At 46.8% G+C, this 16,366-nt stretch carries 14 protein-coding genes; 13 read left to right on the forward strand and 1 reads right to left on the reverse strand.

Annotated elements, in window-relative coordinates:
- Positions 1–55 precede the first annotated feature (55 nt).
- Positions 56–2,692 (forward strand): TonB-dependent receptor, encoded by a 2,637-nt coding sequence (locus PPO43_RS09085; protein ID WP_272617041.1) that lies wholly within the window; start codon positions 56–58, stop codon positions 2,690–2,692.
- Between the two features lie 940 nt (positions 2,693–3,632).
- On the opposite strand, the gene PPO43_RS09090 is transcribed toward PPO43_RS09085, so the two are convergent.
- Positions 3,633–4,649 carry a dioxygenase family protein gene (locus PPO43_RS09090; protein ID WP_272617043.1) on the reverse strand — a complete coding sequence of 339 codons (1,017 nt, stop codon included), beginning with the start codon at positions 4,647–4,649 and terminating at the stop codon, positions 3,633–3,635.
- A gap of 165 nt (positions 4,650–4,814) precedes the next feature.
- Between PPO43_RS09090 and PPO43_RS09095 the strand changes: the two genes are divergently transcribed.
- From PPO43_RS09095 to PPO43_RS09150, 12 genes are all read left to right on the forward strand, one after another.
- The gene (locus tag PPO43_RS09095; RefSeq protein ID WP_272617045.1) at positions 4,815–5,735 is read left to right on the forward strand and encodes a class I SAM-dependent methyltransferase; all 921 of its coding nucleotides are present in this window, start codon (positions 4,815–4,817) and stop codon (positions 5,733–5,735) included.
- A gap of 66 nt (positions 5,736–5,801) precedes the next feature.
- On the forward strand, positions 5,802–6,677 hold the full coding sequence (locus PPO43_RS09100) for a thioredoxin fold domain-containing protein (RefSeq protein WP_272617047.1): 876 nt from the start codon (positions 5,802–5,804) through the stop codon (positions 6,675–6,677).
- Positions 6,678–6,936: 259 nt separating this feature from the next.
- Complete coding sequence (hutI, locus tag PPO43_RS09105; RefSeq protein WP_272617049.1) at positions 6,937–8,193, forward strand: imidazolonepropionase; 1,257 nt, start codon at positions 6,937–6,939, stop codon at positions 8,191–8,193.
- A 136-nt stretch (positions 8,194–8,329) separates the two neighbouring features.
- Positions 8,330–9,040: a hypothetical protein gene (locus tag PPO43_RS09110; protein WP_272617051.1), complete on the forward strand. Its 711-nt coding sequence runs from the start codon at positions 8,330–8,332 to the stop codon at positions 9,038–9,040.
- Between the two features lie 27 nt (positions 9,041–9,067).
- Positions 9,068–9,574: a YceI family protein gene (locus PPO43_RS09115; protein WP_272617053.1), complete on the forward strand. Its 507-nt coding sequence runs from the start codon at positions 9,068–9,070 to the stop codon at positions 9,572–9,574.
- Positions 9,575–9,661: 87 nt separating this feature from the next.
- Positions 9,662–10,387 (forward strand): hypothetical protein, encoded by a 726-nt coding sequence (locus PPO43_RS09120; RefSeq protein ID WP_272617055.1) that lies wholly within the window; start codon positions 9,662–9,664, stop codon positions 10,385–10,387.
- Between the two features lie 186 nt (positions 10,388–10,573).
- A complete protein-coding gene (locus tag PPO43_RS09125; RefSeq protein WP_272617057.1) occupies positions 10,574–11,779 on the forward strand; it encodes a sterol desaturase family protein in 1,206 nt (401 codons plus the stop codon).
- 193 nt (positions 11,780–11,972) lie between these two features.
- The gene (locus PPO43_RS09130; protein WP_272617059.1) at positions 11,973–12,299 is read left to right on the forward strand and encodes a 2Fe-2S iron-sulfur cluster-binding protein; all 327 of its coding nucleotides are present in this window, start codon (positions 11,973–11,975) and stop codon (positions 12,297–12,299) included.
- A 43-nt stretch (positions 12,300–12,342) separates the two neighbouring features.
- Positions 12,343–12,816: a thioredoxin-dependent thiol peroxidase gene (gene bcp, locus PPO43_RS09135; protein WP_272617061.1), complete on the forward strand. Its 474-nt coding sequence runs from the start codon at positions 12,343–12,345 to the stop codon at positions 12,814–12,816.
- 23 nt (positions 12,817–12,839) lie between these two features.
- Positions 12,840–13,442 carry an RNA polymerase sigma factor gene (locus PPO43_RS09140; RefSeq protein WP_272617063.1) on the forward strand — a complete coding sequence of 201 codons (603 nt, stop codon included), beginning with the start codon at positions 12,840–12,842 and terminating at the stop codon, positions 13,440–13,442.
- Between the two features lie 49 nt (positions 13,443–13,491).
- Positions 13,492–14,511: a FecR family protein gene (locus PPO43_RS09145; RefSeq protein ID WP_272617065.1), complete on the forward strand. Its 1,020-nt coding sequence runs from the start codon at positions 13,492–13,494 to the stop codon at positions 14,509–14,511.
- 33 nt (positions 14,512–14,544) lie between these two features.
- A complete protein-coding gene (locus PPO43_RS09150) occupies positions 14,545–16,143 on the forward strand; it encodes a hypothetical protein (RefSeq protein WP_272617067.1) in 1,599 nt (532 codons plus the stop codon).
- The last annotated feature ends 223 nt before the right edge of the window (positions 16,144–16,366 follow it).

Here is a 16,366-nt window from a genome sequence, read left to right on the forward strand (position 1 = left end):
TGTCGGCATTTTGCTAAATGCAGAACATCCAAAATATACTTTAAAACTTGATGAAATGAAAAACTTTAACGTATTGGGCCTTTGCCTGCTATTCAGTTTACTGACTAGCTGGACCTATGGGCAAAAAGCCACGGTTAAGGGCGTTGTTACTGATGCTAACTCTAAAGAGCCTCTACCCGCTACGCTCCGAATCCTTGACACAGAGGGCAAATTGATTACTGGCGCCGGGGCCGATGTGCTTTCTGGAGAATATATGATCTCTGTAGATGCTGGAACCTATAAAATGACAGTCTCTTATATTGGTCTAGCCGATCAGTCTTTTGATCTAGAGTTGGCCGCAGGAGAAACCAAAGAGATCAACGTAGAAATGAAAGAGGAAGATAACCTCCTCAAAACAGTTACTGTAACTGGCTCTAAGGCCGGAACCCAACTGGCCAAGAATACCGTCTCTATTGATGTGGTGAAACCCACCCTAGTCGATAATACCAATGCTACTAAAGTAGATGAGGTAGTCGATAAAGTACCTGGAGTAACTGTTGTAGACGGCCAAGCCAATATCCGCGGTGGATCAGGTTATTCTTATGGTGCCGGTAGCCGAGTGCTTATCCTCGTAGATGACCTCCCCTTTATGTCTGCCGATGCCGGCTTTGCCAACTGGAGAGATATCCCCGTAGAAAATATTGAGCAAATTGAGGTCCTCAAAGGGGCCGCCTCGGCCCTCTACGGCTCTTCTGCCCTAAACGGAATTATCAATATCCGCACGGCCTACGCTAAGTCTAAACCCCTAACTAAGTTCTCGCTCTTCCAAACTTCTTTTGCCCAACCTAGTAGCAGAACAATGCCCTCTTTTCGTAATCCCAATACAACAACTGAAGTGTCTGGTCAAGCTTGGTGGGCACAAGACTCTATCTCTGCGAACCTTACAGATGATGGGGGAGCTACTTATTATGATACTACTTTTACCCCCCAATGGCTAGCTGGCCCCCGTGGCTATCGCAAACCTATCGAGTTTGGCGCCTCTTTGGCCCACCGCCGCAAAATTGGTAAACTCGACCTGACCCTAGGGGCCAACGGTTTCTATAAAGATTCTTACCTAGCCGGAGAGTATGAACGCAAACTCAGAGCAAACGCGAATGTCCGCTACCGCTTTACCGATAGCTTAAATGTTGGTGCCAATGTGAACGTAAACTTCGGAAACTCTTCTTCTTTCTTCCTCTGGAATAACAATGCTTTTCTAGGAACGGGTAGTATTTCTGATAGCTCAACCCACTTCACCTACCCTGGTTCTGTTACCGAATCAGTTACCTCTCGGATCAATGTGGACCCCTACCTCACATACTTTGACCGCCTCGGTAACCGCCACCGCCTACAAACTCGTATCTATTATATTAGCAACGAGAATGGCAATAACCAAAGTAATAGCTCTACGCTCTACTATGGCGAATACCAATATCAAAGAACCTTCAAAAAACTACAAAACCTCAAAATGGTGGCTGGCCTCGTGGGCCAATATTCTGCTGCCCAATCTCAACTTTATGGAGATGCCGAATACGATATCTCTAACTATGCCGCCTATGTCCAACTCGATAAAGGCTTCCTTACCGATGAGTTTGGCGATAGTAAACTCAATTTCTCTTTTGGTGCCCGTATCGAACGAAACGCCATTACAAGCCCAGACTCTATCCAGGTTTCGGTCTCTCAACCCAAAATCAAAAATCCCGAACCTAGTTCTGTGGAAGCTAAACCCGTTTTCCGCGCTGGGGTAAATTACGAACTTACGCCCTTTACTTTCCTTCGCGCCTCTTGGGGACAAGGTTACCGCTATCCCACTATCGCCGAACGCTATATCACTACTTTCGTAGGGGACCCCAATGGTACAGGCCTAGAAATCCGCGCCAACCCAGAACTAGAATCTGAAACAGGCTGGTCTGCCGAACTCGGTATCAAACAAGGCTTCATGATCACTTCTAACTGGAAGGGCTTTGTCGATGTCTCTTTCTTCTGGACCCAATACCAGAATATGATGGAGTTCTCTTTCGGTGGCGGAGATACTGCCGCTATCAATCAAATTACCTTGGAAGGCGTGGAAAATGGTTCTACCCCCATCTTCTTCCAATCAGCCAATATCGGAAATACCAATATCCGCGGTGCAGAATTTAGCGTAATGGGTACCGGTAAAATCGCTGGCGTAGATATGAACCTACTCGCTGGCTATACTTACCTAGATCCCCGCTTCCAAGATTTTGACGAACGCCAAAAACTCCTTAGCTCTAACGATACAACCAATATCCTTAAGTATCGCGCCCGCCATACTGTTAAGTTCGATGCCGAAGCCTTTTTCCTCAAAGAAAATAACCTCTCTGTCGGACTCTCTGTTAACGCTAGCAGTAGTATGCTCGCTATTGATAAGGTATTTCAAGATCTCGTTTTCTCGGATAATGATCTGCCTTTAGGACCAGCAGATGCTTTCGGTATCGGCCGCTACCGCCAACACGTTAATAGTGGCGAATATGTGAACCTCAGCGCCCGCGTTGGCTACCGCCACGCTTTCAAAAATGCTGAAGGCGAAGAAAAATGGGGCGCTAAGATCTCAGTCGTAGGCAAAAACTTGCTCAACCAAGAGTATACTTTGCGCCCCGCTCTAGTAGCCGCCCCCGCTAATGTTACCGTACGCCTAGATTTCGATTTCTAGTCTCCTCCTACTAATTTTTTATAGCCTCTATTCTGCCTAAGAATAGGGGCTATTTTTTGCCCCCCCCCCCGCCTTCGGCGGGCGCTACGTTTACTCCCTTCGGTCGTCGAACTGCGCCCTAAAGGGCTTGTTGTCGCAGCTCGCTGTTGTTTTGGGGCCTCCGCTGCGGCTTCGCCTTGCGGCGCTACGTTTCGCAGCTCGCTATTCGCTCGGCCCTGCGGCAGCAAAGCTGCCTGGGTCTGGCCTGCGGCCACTGCTGCACATCGCTAGGCCAAGAATGATATTGCTCCGCAATGTTTTTATGGAATGCGGCTTAAAACCCATATTGATTTAAATCTTTTGGCTTTTTATCTATTTCATCTTAGTTAGTTGATCCTCCTCTAGTTATGGGCTGAAGGTTTTAACCTTCGGCCCATTTTATTAGGTCTAGTATGACCTCCCTTCTTGCTGTGGGTTGAAACCCACAGGGCTATATAATAGCGTGATTTCGGAGCCAAACCCCAAACAATTCAAAGGGAAAGCTATTCGGGATTTGTAAAATGGCATTTGTAAAGTATAGCAAGCTATTTGAGACTGTTCAGGATTTTGTGTATTAGAATAAAATTTGGGCCTTTAGCTTGTTTAATTTTATGAGGGTTTCAACCCTCATTTATATATTATTGCGAAGCAATACCATTTTTGCTGTAGGTTTTAACCTACAGACATGGTAAGTCCCTTTTATGCGTGTAGAGGCGGCAAAGCCGCCGGCTGAGGGGCTGTAGCAGGGCCGCCGCAGGCGGCAGACCCAGCGGGCGCAGCCCGCGCAGGGCCGAGCAGAGCTGCGAGCTGCGCAATGGCCCGACCCAAGGCCGCAGGCCGCAGGGGCAGCCCCAAAACAAAAAAAAAGGAGCTGGCCTCCACAACCAACTCCTTGCTTCCAAAAATAAACAAACAAAGAAGATTAACCCTTGATAAATAGCTTTTGCTGTCTGAAGGTCCCGCTAATATTTTGGACCACTAATTCAAAAGCATATTGTCCAGCAGGCAGTTGGCTACAGTCGTAGGCCAGTTGTTGCAAGCCAGCAGAAAGATCAGATTTAATAATTTGTCCCAGTTGTTGCCCCGAAATACTCACAATATTGAGCTGTACATTGGCAGTTTGTAGGAGTTGAAAGCTGAAGAATACTTGATCTTTGGCGGGATTGGGAAAAGCCTTGAGCTGGCTAAATTGTCCGCCTGTTTCTAAGCTATGTTCTTCTACCCCCAAAACGCCAAGGCTGATACCAATGGTTTTGCTGGCGGTATAGCCGTTGGTCGTATCGCCGCTAACGGTCATTAGTTCATCGGTATAAGAGTCGCTAAAAACCATATCATTACTATTCGTAAAGCTGTTGGTTCCGCTAGTGGCATAATAGCTATCAACAGTACTATTGATGCTATCGGGAAAGGCCAATTGGCTAGTTAATAGCAGGTTATTGGAGCTATCAAAAACTTGGATATGAATATGGGTGGCCCGAGGGGTATACCAGCCGGGGTAGATGCTTGTAAAATTTACGGTACCATTGCTGTCGGTATATTGTATTCCTCTGAGCCAGGTAGTTCCAGCATTATTTACTGTTCCATCAATGCCAGGTTGGCCATCATAGGCGGAATAGTAGCCCCTTTTATTGCAATGCCAAACATCTACTCTTAGGCCAGCTACTGCTAGGCAGTTATTATCAATATTTTGAATCGTAATGCTAAAATTAAGGGGAATCCCCGTTTGGGTTCCCTCAGTAATATCAGAACGCAGCAAAGTAGAGCTAGTAATAGAAGAGGGGGCGGGGTAGGGGCCTGCGGTTTCTGCGGGCAAGGGGTCGCAGCTCATATTTTCCAAAACCTCTTGGTTGCTTGGTTCATCCATAACATCTTTGAATCCCAAAAAGGGGATTGCTACAGCGCCTAGTCCGATGCGCTTTAAAAAGTCTATTCTTTTCATGCCAGTTCGTTAAACAATCCTTAAAATGTTCTTGGCCCTAGAGACTAGGCGATCTAAGAAGGGTTTAAAGAGTTGTTAAAAAAATCCATCTTTTTTTTGTTTTGATCGTCTATTGCTTTGGATTCAGGTATTCTGAACTTCAACTAGAACACTAAAAGCATAAAAATGAATTGGAAGCTAAAAGCAGTGGTCCAAAAAGGCATTTCCTTTTTACCGCCCCCCTTTGACCATAAAGTGAATTACCTCATGCAAAAATATGTGACCAAGGGCGTGCAGCTCTCGGAGGCCTATTTTCTGGATCGTTTGGAGCATGCGCAAAAACACATAACAGCCTATCAGCAATATGCGGGTAGTTTGGAGGGGATACAAACCTTAGAATTGGGAACGGGCTGGTATCCTGTGGTACCAATTAGTCTATTTTTAGTTGGTGCGGAGCAGGTCCGCAGTTTGGACCTAAATCCCTTGACGCATCGGGCGCATTGGGAGTGTTGCTTAGAAGTATTTGTGGACAAAGAAGCGGAGGTTCGGGCCGCTTTGCCCATTTTGGAAGAGCGTTGGACCATTCTTCAAGCCTTGGCCAAGGATAGTCGCCATTTAGATGATGCGGCATTTTTGGCCCAGTTGCGTTTATCTTTTTTATTGGGTGATGCTCGAGAGTTGAGAGAACTTAAGGAGCAGTCTATACAGCTGATCCACTCCAATAATACCTTTGAGCATGTGCATCCAGCGGCCTTGCGGCAGATTTTGCAGCGTTTTCAGCAATTGCTTGACCCCAAGGGCTTGATGTCTCATTTTGTCGATATGTCGGACCATTTTGCTCATGCCGATCCCAATATTACCATTTATAATTTCTTACAATTTACGCCCAAACAATGGGCGCGCATAGATAATGAGGTGCAGCCACAGAACCGTTGGCGTCTGCCTCAATACTTGGCCCTTTATCAAGAGTTGGGCTTAAATCTTTTGGCCGAAGAGCATCGCCCCGGCCGGCCCGAAGAAGTAAAAACAGTAGCCATAGATAAGAGCTTCTCTGAGTTTACCGTAATGGAGTTAGCGGTAAGTCATGTCTATTTGTGGAGTCGGTAGTTGTTTTTTTCTATTGAACTTGTATCTTTAAGGAGGAACAATTTTTCTCTGCACAGACCCTTTTTTATGAAACGATATACCCTTATTGCCCTCAGTCTATTGGCTGTTTTTGCCCTATTGCCCTTATTAGCCTTTTTTAAGCCCGAATCGCTTAAAGTGAGCTTTTCTGAAATGGAATGGGCGGCGGCCAAGCAACAGGCTCAAACAGAGGGCAAACTCTATTTTGTTGATTTTGATGCTAGTTATTGCGCGGCTTGTCGCAATATGGATATCTCAACTTATCAGGATAGCCGCTTGGCCAGTTATATGGGCCAAAATGTGGTAGGCTTGCGTTTGGATGTGCAAGATTTTGATGGGGTGATGTGGTCGCAAAAATATGAGATAGAAGCGTTGCCGACCCTACTTATCTTTGATGAGGAAGGCAAATTGGTCAAGCGTTTAGTAGGTTATCAATCTTCGGCAAATTTGCTCAAGGCCTTTGAGGAAGTACGCAGTCCTAAGGCGAGTCCTTCCGCGCCAACAACAAGAAAACAGAGCCCGCAGCCATTAAGCGAGGAGCCTTCTTTGCCTTCGGTGAACTCTAGCAAAACCAATACGGCCCCTCAGTTGTCGGGGAGTTTGTCTATCTTTGAGCAGGGTATTCAGCCTACGGGCAAAGGGTTGTTTGAGGTAAGTCTCAAGCGGCAAAAATCGGAAGGATTTGCTTTGCAAATGGGCGTTTATAAAGAAGTAAATTATTGGACCTTAGAGGCGGAAGCCTTGCAAAAGCAATTGCCTGGGCACAAAATATTGATGCATATCGATGAGCTTAGAGGCAAAACGGTCTATCAATTATTGTTAGGTGATTTTGAAAGCCAGGCGGCCGCTGAGCGTTTTCAGAAAGTATTGCAGCAAAAAAATATGCGTACGGGCTTGATTAAAGATTTGCGTTATTTTAAATAGGTCCTTAGGCGATAAAACAATATCTTCTCCCCCGCAGCTCATGAGCTGCGGGGGAGTTTTTTTTAGCTTTGGGCGCAGCCTAGGGCCGAAGGGCCAAATGGCCCAGCGCTGCGCAGCCGTGGCCCGCAGGGCCAGACCAAAGCCCGCAGGGCTGCAGGGCCGAGCAGGCTTGCGAGCGGCGCAGCATAGCGGCGGCCGCCCCAGAAAAAGGGCGGCCGCGGGCCCCAAAAAAAACAACATAAACGGAAATAAAAACGAGATGCAATTACTAACAAACATTGGCTGCATTTGGCAGCAGGCGCAAGAGCTACCCGCTTTGCGGAGGGGGGCAGAATTGGCCCAATTACCTTATTTGAGAGATGCCTATATGGTATTGGATGGAGATCGGATTGTAGAATTTGGGCCTATGTCTGCTTGTCCCGCCACCGCAAACTATACCGTCTATGATGCTCAGGGGCGGGATTTATTTCCGAGTTTTTGCGATTCGCATAGCCATTTGGTTTTTGCGGCGCCCAGGCAGGAGGAATTTGTCTATCGGATTCAGGGATTGAGTTATCATGAAATAGCGGCCAAGGGAGGGGGCATTCTCAATTCGGCCAAGCGCTTGCAAGCCATGCCAGAGGAGCAGATTTTGGCCGAGGCCAAAAAGCGCTTGTTGGCCCTTTTGCGTTTGGGGACCGGCGCTTTGGAGATCAAAAGTGGATATGGTTTGACCTATGAGGCCGAGCTAAAAATGCTGCGGGTGATTAAGGCCTTAAAAGCTTGGGCGCCTATTCCGATCAAGGCTACTTTTTTGGGGGCGCATGCTTTGCCGCCTGAATATAAAGAGGATCGGGCAGCTTATATGGACCTATTAATAGAGCAGCTATTGCCCAAAATTGCAGAAGAGGGCTTGGCCGATTATATCGATGTATTCTGTGAGAAAGGCTTTTTTTCTTTGAAGGAAGCGCAGCGCATTATGGAAGCAGGCAAGGCCTATGGTTTGCCTGCCAAAATACATTGTAATCAGTTTAATTCTATGGGCGCTATTGAGGCGGCCATTGCGGCTGGGGCTCGTTCTGTAGACCATTTAGAGGTATTGAATGCTGATGAAATGAAGGCTCTGGGCCAAGCTGATACCCTTGCTTGTTTATTGCCAACGGCCCCCTTCTTTTTAAATGATGAGCATCGGACGCCAGCTAGACAATTAATTGAGGCGGGAGCGGCCGTAGTTTTGGCCAGTGATTATAATCCAGGTACCACGCCTTCGGGCCGCATGAGCTTTGTTTGCTCCTTGGCCTGTATCCAGTTGCGGATGTTACCCGAAGAGGCTATTAATGCTGCTTCTTTGCATGGGGCCTATGCGATGGACCTAGAGCAGGAGCTGGGCTGTATTCGTCCAGGCGCCAGAGCTAACTTTTTCCTAACCGAAGCCTTGCCCAGCTTGGCTTATTTGCCTTATAGCTTTGGTTCGGACCTTATTGAGGCCGTCTTTTTGAATGGGGAACTGCATTGGGAAAAGCAGCCCTTGGGGTAAATTAATTCCTTTGGTATTTGTGAATTAGCTTTGACAATCAGTAATTTGTTGAGCCCAAGTTCTTTCATGAAAGAACTTGGGCCTTTATTTTCTTAGGCTAATGCCTTTGGAGTTTTTTAGTTAAACAAACAACTTTATGAGAAATTCGATGATGATTCTGGGCCTATTAATGGCCTTGTTGGTGGGGCCCAAAAGCTGGGGACAGGCCGAGGAGCTGCCCAAGGTCTATAACAATTTAGATCTGGCCCTGGGCCTAGGTTCTGCCTCAGAGAGTAGGCTTTATTTTGCTGCCCTTTCTTTTCAGCGAGAGCATGCCTTACTTAAAAATAGGCGACTATTGTTGGGCTATGGCCTTCGGTTTTCGGCTTTTGGGGCCTCTGATCAATTGCTTTATACCACAGCTCCCTACAAACTCACCAAAGATGATTTGATTGATAGTATGTTGGTGGATCAGCCTTTTAGTGCAGCTTTGGCGGCTTCTTTTCATCTTGGTTATTTGATTACGCCCAAGCTCAAAGCAGGTTTTAATATTGATGTTTTGGGCTTTGGGTTGGGCAAAGAGACAACAGGCCAGTTTACAAGTAGCGATAATTATGGGCAGTATTCAGTAAATCAGACAGGCCGCCCTACGACTGCTTCCGTATTATTAATTGGCGAAAATGATATTGGGCAATTGGTCTCTGAGTTTTACCTGGCCTATGACATCAATGAAAAAATGGGCATTCGTGGCGGATTCAATATGACCTTTGTCGAATTTCAATCGGATGAAAAACTGACGCATGATAATGATCGTTTTCGCCATAAGGCGATTTTGGGCTTTTTGGCCTTTTATTACCGTCCCTTCTAATTTGTTTTACCTTTAAAATTAATGGCTATGAAACAACTAGGTTTAAGTCTAATTATGCTGCTGTTTGTCACGCTCCTAAGCGCTCAATCGAGTATTACCTTTAAGATTAAGAATGCGGGCTTCACGGTGCCGGGCTCTTTTTCCGATTTCAAGACCTCTATTAAATATGACAAAAATTTGCCTCGCCAAGCTGCGTTTAGCGGAACGGTTCAGGTTAAATCTATAGATACGGACAACAAGGCCAGAGATAAACATTTGCGCAATGAAGACTTTTTTGAGGTCGATACTTATCCCGAAATGAGCTTTCAGTCAACAGCTGTCACGGTGGTTTCTGACAAGCAGCTAAAAGTAGCGGGCAATCTTAAAATTAAGAAGACGACTAAAAAGGTCGTTTTTGATGTGATGATTAGCGAGAAGAATGGCAAAACGGTTTTTGATACCGAACTAGAAATTAACCGTAGAGATTTTGAGGTAGGGGGCAGCAGTTGGACCCTCGCCAATAAATTGACGCTCTTTTTGCATATAGAACAATAAGATTTCTTTAAGGCTCCAAGGCTAATCCTTGGGGCTTTTCGATTTTGGGCGGCGGCTAAAAAAGGTTTATTTTGTAAAAAATAAGCTATGAGAACATGGATACTAGGGCCAAAAATGGCCCAATACTTACTTTTATTGATTGCCCTTTTGGCCACAAATGCTAGACTTTTGGCCCAAGAGGAGCAGCCTGAAGATGAACTGCTAGGCGGCTTCTATTATGGCGTTTATGGAGGCGGAACGGTGGCCACCCAAAACTGGAATAATTTCCAACGCAATGCTTTGATGAGCTATCATGCAGGCATTTTTGTAGAAAGTTTACTACCTGGCTCTGCTGGCCAGCAAACCTCTTACCTCTTTGCCTTAGGCTATCACAAAAAGGGCAGCAGTTTCCGCAATATGTTTGTGGGCGGCAGCACGGTCCCCGCCAACGAGTTTCACAATCTGACTCTTTTAGGTGCTTTCAAAAAGAATTATGCAACAGGGCCCGAAGAACGCGATCGCCTTTATTTCCTCCTGGGCTTGCGGGCCGAATATACCCTAGATTATCAATTGGTGGGCTTTGGCGTAGAAGGCGTAAATCGAGCACTTTTGGGCGTAAAACTAGCCGGAGGCTATGATTTGCGCTTGCCCGATTCTGGCCTAGGCCTTCGCTTAGAAGCTAGCGTTAGCCCCGATATTACTCGGCAGGTTTTCGTCCCCGCAGGCTACTCTACAGGCATGAATGACCAAAATGGCAACCCCATTCTTAGCCAAGAGCAAAAGGTCTACAACCTTATTTTTGAGGTTTCTGCCGCTGTATTTATCATGCAGTAAATAACTGGGGGCCCGCGGCCAGCAAGCTGGCCGCCGCTATGCTGCGCCGCTCGCAGTTCGCTCGGCCCTGCAGCCGCCTTTGGCGGCTTTGGTCTGGCCTGCGGCCACGGCTGCGCAGCGCTGGGCCTGCTGGGCTTCGCCGCCTGTAGGAATCCATAATTATCCTCATCGCTAAATATTAGGTTTATGGGCATCATGATTTATGCAATTCCAGTATTCTTCCTGCTCATCGGAATAGAGTTATTGATTGGCTATTTTAGTCAGCAGCAGTTGTATCGATTAGGCGATGCTGTGGCCAATATTAGCTGTGGAGTAGGGCAGCAGGTAACAGGCGTTTTTATTAAGCTTATAGGCTTGGGCAGCTATGTTTATATCTATGAGCATTGGCGCTTGTTGTCTGTACCAAATCATTGGGCCACTTATCTGCTCCTCTTTATTTTGATCGACTTCCTTTATTATTGGTTTCATCGCTATTCGCATGAAATCAATAGCTTTTGGGGCGCGCATGTGGTGCATCATCAGAGTGAAGACTATAATCTGTCGGTAGCTTTGCGCCAAAGTGCTTTTCAAGGCATTTTTTCGGCGGCTTTTTATTGGCCCTTGGCTTTTTTAGGCTTTGATCCTGTTCCCTTTTTTATTATTGGGACCTTTCAGACCTTATACCAATTTTGGATTCATACGGAGGCGATTCGCAAACTGCCCGCTTGGTTTGAGTATGTCTTTAATACCCCCTCTCATCATCGGGCGCATCATGGCCGCAACCCAGAGTATATTGATAAAAACCATGGGGGCACCCTCATTTTATTTGACCGTTGGTTTGGCACCTTTGAGCCCGAACAAGCGGAGGTGGTTTATGGCGTAACTAAGCCATTAGCTACATACAATCCCATTTGGGCCAATTTAGATTATTATGCTGATTTGTGGGCGGCGGCGGGGCAAATGCCCCGCTGGAAAGACCGTTTGCGGCTTTGGGTGGCTCGGCCAGGCTGGCTACCCGAAGAACTAGGCGGGCAGCAGCAGGTCCCTGCCGTAGAGCGACAGCATACAGAAAAATACAATCCCCCTTTACCGCCATTTTTGCCCATTTATGTGCTTTTACAATATGTATTTGTCCTTTTAGGGGCTACGGGCTTTTTGATTGTAGAAAGCCAGTTGGATTGGCCCAAACTCTTGGCCCTAAATGTCATCATCCTTTGGGCTTTGGGTAATTTGGGTGGGCTGTTGGACCTCAAAAAATGGGGGCTGCCCTCAGAGTATTTGCGGCTTTGTGCGACCCCTTTGGCCCTCTACTTTTTATTTCCCTTGGGCCTTTATATTTGGGGCTTAGCGGCCTGGGCTATTGGCTCTCTAGGCTTACTCCTTTATTATCAGTGGCGATTGGGAAGGGCTTAGCAAAAGCATAAAAAAAGGAGCTAGATTTTTAGAATGCGAACAAAAGCCTAACTTTGCGCTTGTTGGCCTAGCGATGCGGCGGGGGGGCCGTCAGGCCAGACCGAGCCAGCTTGCTGGCGAAGGGCCGAGCAGACCTGCGAGCCCCAAAGCGTAGCGCCTGCCGCAGGCAGGAGGCCCCAAAAAATAAAAAGAAATGTCAGATACAATCAAAGTAACGGTGATTGACCGAAATGGGCAGGCCCATGAATTGGATGCGCCCACAGATATGAACATGAACATGATGGAACTTTGCAAGGCTTATGAATTGCCTGTGGAGGGAACTTGTGGAGGTATGGCGCTTTGTGCGAGCTGCCATATGTATATAGAGAGCGATCATGAATTGAAGGATCCCTCTGATGATGAAGAAGATATGTTGGACCAAGCCTTTTTTGTAGAGGATAATAGCCGTTTGGGCTGTCAGATCCATTTGCGAGCCGAACTAGATGGTTTGGTCGTGCGCTTGGCCGCAGTAGATGAGTAAGGAATTCAGGGAATTTAATTTGAAAAACAAAAACAAAAACGAGATGGCTATTACATTAGAAGCAGGAGATAAGGCCCCTAATTTTGAGGGTAAAGATCAGAATGGAAAAAGCGTCAGTTTGGCTGATTTTTCGGGTAAAACCTTGATTCTGTATTTTTATCCCAAAGATGATACGCCTGGTTGTACCAAAGAAGCTTGTAACCTTAGAGATAATTATGAAGCTTTGTTGGAGCAAGGTTATGCGGTAGTTGGGGTGAGCCCTGATGGCGAAGCCTCACATCAGAAGTTTATTGCCAAGTACGAGCTCCCTTTCCCTTTGATTGCTGATGAGGAAAAGGAAATTATGGAAGCTTATGGGACTTGGGGAGAGAAGAACATGTATGGCAAAATCAAATTAGGGGTATTGCGGACCACCTTCATCATAGATGGAGAGGGCACAATTTTAAAAGTATTTAAGCGCCCTAAAACTGCAGAACATACCGAGCAGATTTTGAAGGCTATGGAGAAATTATCCTAAGCCAAACCATTTAGGGAGCGAGCATGAATACAGATCGCGAAGAGCTTTTGCTAGAGCAATTGAGCATGGGGCAAGAACAGGCCCTCAAGGCCATTTTTGAGCAGCATTATCAGTCGATATACCGCATTATTTATCGAATGTTGCAAAATAAAGCTACAGCCGAAGACCTCTCTCAAGAGGTCTTTCTCAAGCTTTGGGAAAAGCGAGAAAAATTGAATATACGTGGACCCATAGGGCCTTATTTGCGTCGAATGGCGGTAAATGAGGCCTTAGGCCATTTGCGCAAGCATAAGAAGTATTTTATAGAGGATATTGAGGAGCAACACGATCTAGCGGCCCCGATAACGACAGATATAGAAGCCGTTTATGCGGAAAAAGAACTTAAAAAAGCCTTGAATAAGGCGATTAAGAGCTTACCCCCCCGCTGTCGATCTGTTTTTGTCCTCAGCCGATTTGATGGACTCTCCTATAAGGAAATTGGAGAAGCCATGAATATCTCAGTCAAAACGGTAGAAAATCAAATGGGAAAGGCCCTGAAAGTAATGCGTAAATTGCTTAGCCCTTACCTGCCTTTGGCGCTATTTATTGTTAAAATTTGTTGGAGCATAGGGGCTAAGCTCTTTTAGCACATCCAGCAATAAACCAAAGGTAATTCCCAATTAGATTCAATAATATATGGCAACACTATACAATGGCGAAGATATTCCATGGTCTTTATTGGCCAAGGAAATACAAAACTGCTTGGCAAAAGAGGAAGAAGAAGCCTTAGCCGAATGGTTGGGGGCCTCTGAAGAACATCAAGCACTGCAAGCTGAGCTACACCGAATTTGGACCCTGCCCGAAGAAGAGTTGCCCATGAGCAGTAATGCAGAAATTTGGGCAGAGCTGCAAAGCAAATTGCAAGAACGCCAACCCCAAAAAACATTCTGGCAACGCTATGCTAATTTAACAGCAGTAGCCGCTAGCCTGCTCTTGGTCATTTTTGTTTTGTACGGAACAGGTAGCTTTAACTGGAAATCAGAAGCTGTGGCCGAACTCAACTGGCTAGAATTAGAGGCCAAGGATAGCCGCAATTTGCAAATGCCCGATGGCAGCATCATCTTCCTCAATAAAAAGAGTAAACTCCGCTATCCCGACCGCTTTCAGGACCGTAGAGAGGTAGAACTTTTAGCTGGAGAGGCCTTCTTTGAAATCAATAGAGATTTAGAACACCCCTTTGTGCTACAAATTGCCAAAGCAGGCCAATTAGAGGTTTTAGGAACTAGCTTTAATGTCCGCGCCTATGAAGGCGAAACCGAAATGTGCTTATCGGTAAGTACTGGAAAGGTCCGCTACCGTAGCCCAGAAGGCGAAGAACACATTTTAGAGAAAGGAGATGCCGTTTACTACAATTATGCAGATAAACGAGCTAATTTAAAACGCCCCCTTAATCCTACCCACTGGCGAGATGGTCTACTGACCTATAAAGATTGCTCTTTGGCCGATTTGCGTAAGGATTTGCAACAAAAATATGGCATTAACCTAGAGTTTGAAAACGAAGCCTTGAGCCAATGCCTTTTTAACGGCAGCTTCAAATCGCCAAAATTAGAAGAGCTCTTTCAAGCCCTTAGCTTTACCCTAAATTTATCGGTCAAAAAAGTAACCGAGCAAGAGTATTTGCTATCTGGAGAGCCTTGTCCTTCCTCTTTGGATTAAACAGCGGTTTTCTTATGCCTTAATTTAGTTGTTATGCGTTTATTTGCCCGCTTCCTTTTGCTGTTCTTTTTGGGAAGCCTGCCGCTATGGATATTGGGGCAGCGGGCCCAATGGAAGTTTGAAGGAGAAACTTTAGAAGAAGTCTTAGTTGAGTTAGAGCAATCTTACGGATTGCGCTTTGCCTATGGCCAAGGTCGTCTGACCTTGGCCAAAACTATTTTTCATAGGGCCGATAACTGGCCCCTAGATAGTGCCCTGATCGATTTATGGAAGGATAATAATCTAGCCTACCAACAACAGGGACAGCTCTGGGCCCTAAAGGATGATTTACCTAAAGAACAATGGAGCCTGGCCGCCCCCATTTTAGCGCCCAAACAACAACCTCTAGCCCCCCAATCTCCTCTGCCTTATAGCCGCCCCCTACCGCCACCGCCTCGCTTTAGCCGAGCCGTTTTGCCCCGCATTTATAGCGAAGGACTTCTAATTGCCTTGGATGCCGATCCTCAAGCGCAAGGGATTTTAATGGATTGGGGAGCGGCTTGGAAAGAAGCCTTAGAACGACAGTTTTTAGAAGAGTTATCCATTTTTCAGTTTTCTTTTTTTGGTACCCCCGAAGATGAAGCCGCTAAAGCACAGGTTTTGGCGCTAGATATTGGCTGGGGCCGCCGCAGACAGTTGTTGGGCCTCCAACTGAGCTTGGGCGCTAGCCGTGTAGAAGAATCGGTTATGGGCTTTCAGTTTTCTCTGCTGTCTAACCAAGTGAAACAGGAGGTGATGGGCCTACAACTGGCTGGATTTTATAATCAATCGGCTACACTTTATGGCAGCCAGCTGTCGCTGGGCCTAAATCTAGTCGATAGTAGCGTGTCGGGCTCTCAGTTTTCGGCCTTTGGAAATCTGGCCCTAGGCCAAGGCTATGCCGCCAATAGTTTGCAGCTGGCAGGCCTTTTCAATTATAGCCGCTCTAATGCCCATGTGCAGCTGGGAGGCTATTATAACCGAGCCCAAAAAGTACAGGGCTGCCAACTCGGCCTAGGCCTAAATGAGGCCGATAGCCTAGAAGGTTTGCAACTAGGAGCCATCAATTATACTGGCCATCTGAAAGGCTGCCAACTCGGCTTGCTCAATGTTTGCGATACAGCCGCCACTGGCCTAGGCCTTGGCCTGCTCAATATCTACAGAAAAGGAGGCTACAACCGCATCAGTCTAGGGGGCTCTGCCGCTCTGCACGCCCAACAAAGTCTACAAATTGGCCACCCCCGCTTCTATACTATTTATGAAATGGGCCAGCGCCTAGATCAACCGATTTGGCTCTGGGGCTTCGGGCTGGGCTGCCGCCTGCCTATGGAAAAAGGCTATTACCTACATCCCGAATTGCTCGCCTATTCTTTGCAAGAAGGCCCCGATTGGACCAAAGGACAAGGCCAATTGTATCAATTGCGAGCCCTCTTTTCTTATCCCTTGGTGGGCGGCTTGGAGCTGCTCACGGGACCCGAACTCAATTTTATCCACCAAAATGTAGAAGCTAGCCAAGCCCTAGGCCAACAACTACTCTGGGAAAGAAGCCGAGGCGATTGGGAACAACGCTTGTTCTGGGGCTGGCAACTGGCTGTCCGCTATAAATTGTGGTAGTTTTTGGGGCCTCCGCCTCGCTACGCTCGTCGGCGCTACGCTTTGGGGCTCGCAGGTCTGCTCGGCCCTGCGGCCTGACGGCCTTGGTCTGCGGCTTCGCCGCCCCCTTTCGCATCGCTAGGCCGCTCAACGGCTATGTTTTGGCCGGGCCTCCCGCTTCGGCCGCCGAAAAAGGCGCAAAACCTAAGTTTTGCGCCTTTTTTTATGTCCAATTGTTACTAAT

Origin of the sequence: Saprospira sp. CCB-QB6 (assembly GCF_028464065.1) — a bacterium.
Lineage (GTDB): Bacteria > Bacteroidota > Bacteroidia > Chitinophagales > Saprospiraceae > Saprospira.

What these genes read in the sequence shown, in the direction of transcription:
- PPO43_RS09120 (WP_272617055.1), top strand. Translation starts at nt 9,662, where the DNA reads ATGAGAACATGGATACTAGGGCCAAAAATGGCCCAATACTTACTTTTA.
- PPO43_RS09125 (WP_272617057.1), top strand. Translation starts at nt 10,574, where the DNA reads ATGGGCATCATGATTTATGCAATTCCAGTATTCTTCCTGCTCATCGGA.
- PPO43_RS09100 (WP_272617047.1), top strand. Translation starts at nt 5,802, where the DNA reads ATGAAACGATATACCCTTATTGCCCTCAGTCTATTGGCTGTTTTTGCC.
- bcp (WP_272617061.1), top strand. Translation starts at nt 12,343, where the DNA reads ATGGCTATTACATTAGAAGCAGGAGATAAGGCCCCTAATTTTGAGGGT.
- PPO43_RS09115 (WP_272617053.1), top strand. Translation starts at nt 9,068, where the DNA reads ATGAAACAACTAGGTTTAAGTCTAATTATGCTGCTGTTTGTCACGCTC.
- PPO43_RS09145 (WP_272617065.1), top strand. Translation starts at nt 13,492, where the DNA reads ATGGCAACACTATACAATGGCGAAGATATTCCATGGTCTTTATTGGCC.
- hutI (WP_272617049.1), top strand. Translation starts at nt 6,937, where the DNA reads ATGCAATTACTAACAAACATTGGCTGCATTTGGCAGCAGGCGCAAGAG.
- PPO43_RS09085 (WP_272617041.1), top strand. Translation starts at nt 56, where the DNA reads ATGAAAAACTTTAACGTATTGGGCCTTTGCCTGCTATTCAGTTTACTG.
- PPO43_RS09140 (WP_272617063.1), top strand. Translation starts at nt 12,840, where the DNA reads ATGAATACAGATCGCGAAGAGCTTTTGCTAGAGCAATTGAGCATGGGG.
- PPO43_RS09110 (WP_272617051.1), top strand. Translation starts at nt 8,330, where the DNA reads ATGAGAAATTCGATGATGATTCTGGGCCTATTAATGGCCTTGTTGGTG.
- PPO43_RS09130 (WP_272617059.1), top strand. Translation starts at nt 11,973, where the DNA reads ATGTCAGATACAATCAAAGTAACGGTGATTGACCGAAATGGGCAGGCC.
- PPO43_RS09095 (WP_272617045.1), top strand. Translation starts at nt 4,815, where the DNA reads ATGAATTGGAAGCTAAAAGCAGTGGTCCAAAAAGGCATTTCCTTTTTA.
- PPO43_RS09090 (WP_272617043.1), bottom strand. Translation starts at nt 4,649, where the DNA reads ATGAAAAGAATAGACTTTTTAAAGCGCATCGGACTAGGCGCTGTAGCA.
- PPO43_RS09150 (WP_272617067.1), top strand. Translation starts at nt 14,545, where the DNA reads ATGCGTTTATTTGCCCGCTTCCTTTTGCTGTTCTTTTTGGGAAGCCTG.